Consider the following 713-nt stretch of genomic DNA (forward strand, 5'->3'; position numbering starts at 1 on the left):
TCCAACACTTCGCCCGTCAAGCCTGTGTGCAGGGTCAGCGCGTGGACGTAGGCGACGGCTTCGGGCAGCTTCTCGGCTGGGATGTCTTCGATGGCTTCGACATTGAAGCGTTGGTGAATCATGCTGTACGCGGAGGAGTAGTCTATGCCTTTGCGTCCGACAAGCGCGGCGACGGCTTGGCGCAATCCGGTACGGTCGTCGGCGGTGGTTTTTTGTCCGATTTGGTAGCCGCCTGTTTTGCGGATGGTGGGCAGGACTTCAGATGTTACCCATTTGCGGAAGGGTTTGACTTCAGGTTTGCGGGATTTAAAAGCGGCGTGATAAAAACCACTTTCGTTGATAACCGATACATCTTGGTTTCCGCCTAGGGTACTCACATTATGAGTACCCTTTTCATCGTTATCCAAGATACGGGTCATATTGTATGAATCACGGTAGCCCAGCATAGCGGCAACCTCTGAAGCGATAAACCACGCTTCGCCGTTTTTGTTGATGACTTGGATTTGGTTTTGGTTGAAATTAAAAGATTGAACTGAATTGTTCATGATGGTTTCCTTTGGTTATTTTCGAAATTGCCCGAAACGGGCGGCCGCGAGGTTCGAAAACTCCCAAAGTGAGCCGTGTTTATTCCCTGCTGAAGCAGGTATTGTATTCACAACCCTCGCGGCCATAGGAAACCTTTATCGAAGCAAAACACCAAGGAAACTATGGAC

General features: G+C 50.1%; 1 protein-coding gene. It reads right to left on the minus strand.

Annotated elements, in window-relative coordinates:
• Window positions 1–545, minus strand: a 545-nt coding sequence (locus ACTHTG_RS11140; protein WP_440360699.1) for a BRO-N domain-containing protein, incomplete at its 3' end; no start/stop codon positions are given.
• Window positions 546–713 lie beyond the last annotated feature (168 nt).

Origin of the sequence: Neisseria sp. P0017.S009, from assembly GCF_051957375.1 — a bacterium.
GTDB classification, from domain to species: Bacteria; Pseudomonadota; Gammaproteobacteria; order Burkholderiales; family Neisseriaceae; genus Neisseria; species Neisseria perflava.